General features: G+C 46.6%; 1 pseudogene. It reads right to left on the minus strand.

Features of this window, described 5'->3' with window-relative positions:
• Window positions 1-760, minus strand: a pseudogene (locus R8O11_RS27115) (hypothetical protein); the annotation flags it as partial.

Genomic DNA, 760 nt, shown 5'->3' on the forward strand with positions numbered 1-760 from the left:
CCCTCAGAGGTTGGGCGATGTCGAGTGTTAAAGATAAATGCAAGCAGTTGCTGAGCTCGCTGCTCTTTATGCTCGTTAAGGTCCGCGTTGCCATTGCTATCGACCAAGAATTGTGACACTTCGGATTGCCAAGTCCCGGCCATCCAAGTAGCAGAATCGCCGCTAAATGCGGCTTCAACTGGCTCTCCACCAGTAAATTTACCGTCAAATGGCTCGTCACCAGCTCCAAAGTAGTTACTTGGAGAGGCGTAAGGGGCTAATCCATTCACATATACTCTGTCGGCTTCAGTTAGTTCACTTAAGCCATTTTTGTTGTGCCAGTAACCTTTGGTGTCGAAGTCTGCAGTGATTTCACAAATGTTATTGAAGTGCACTTCATTACCATTAAGTGCGTCACTGCGGTTGTAAACTTCACCGATAATGAGAGGGACGCCATTTTCCATTTTCATGACAGATTTTACGTCGAACGAAATGGTGTGATCACTGGTATTGTTCCATGCAGCAGAAAGGCTTTCGCTCACTTCATAAGGCGCGGGATCTTCACCGCGAACATTTGGAACGAGAACGAAGAATGTGGCACAGCCATCCTCTCCTGTCATCCGCTGTACGTAACCATTGGCATCGACTTCCGCTAAATTTTCGCCTTCTGGAAGAACACCGGCATCAAGAAGAAGTTGTTCTATCACTAAGAATTCACCATTTTCTGGATACCCAGGGTTGAATGGTTTAGGAACGGGTACACTGTCAGGTATGTAAAGGT

This window comes from Vibrio sp. 1288, from assembly GCF_033344475.1.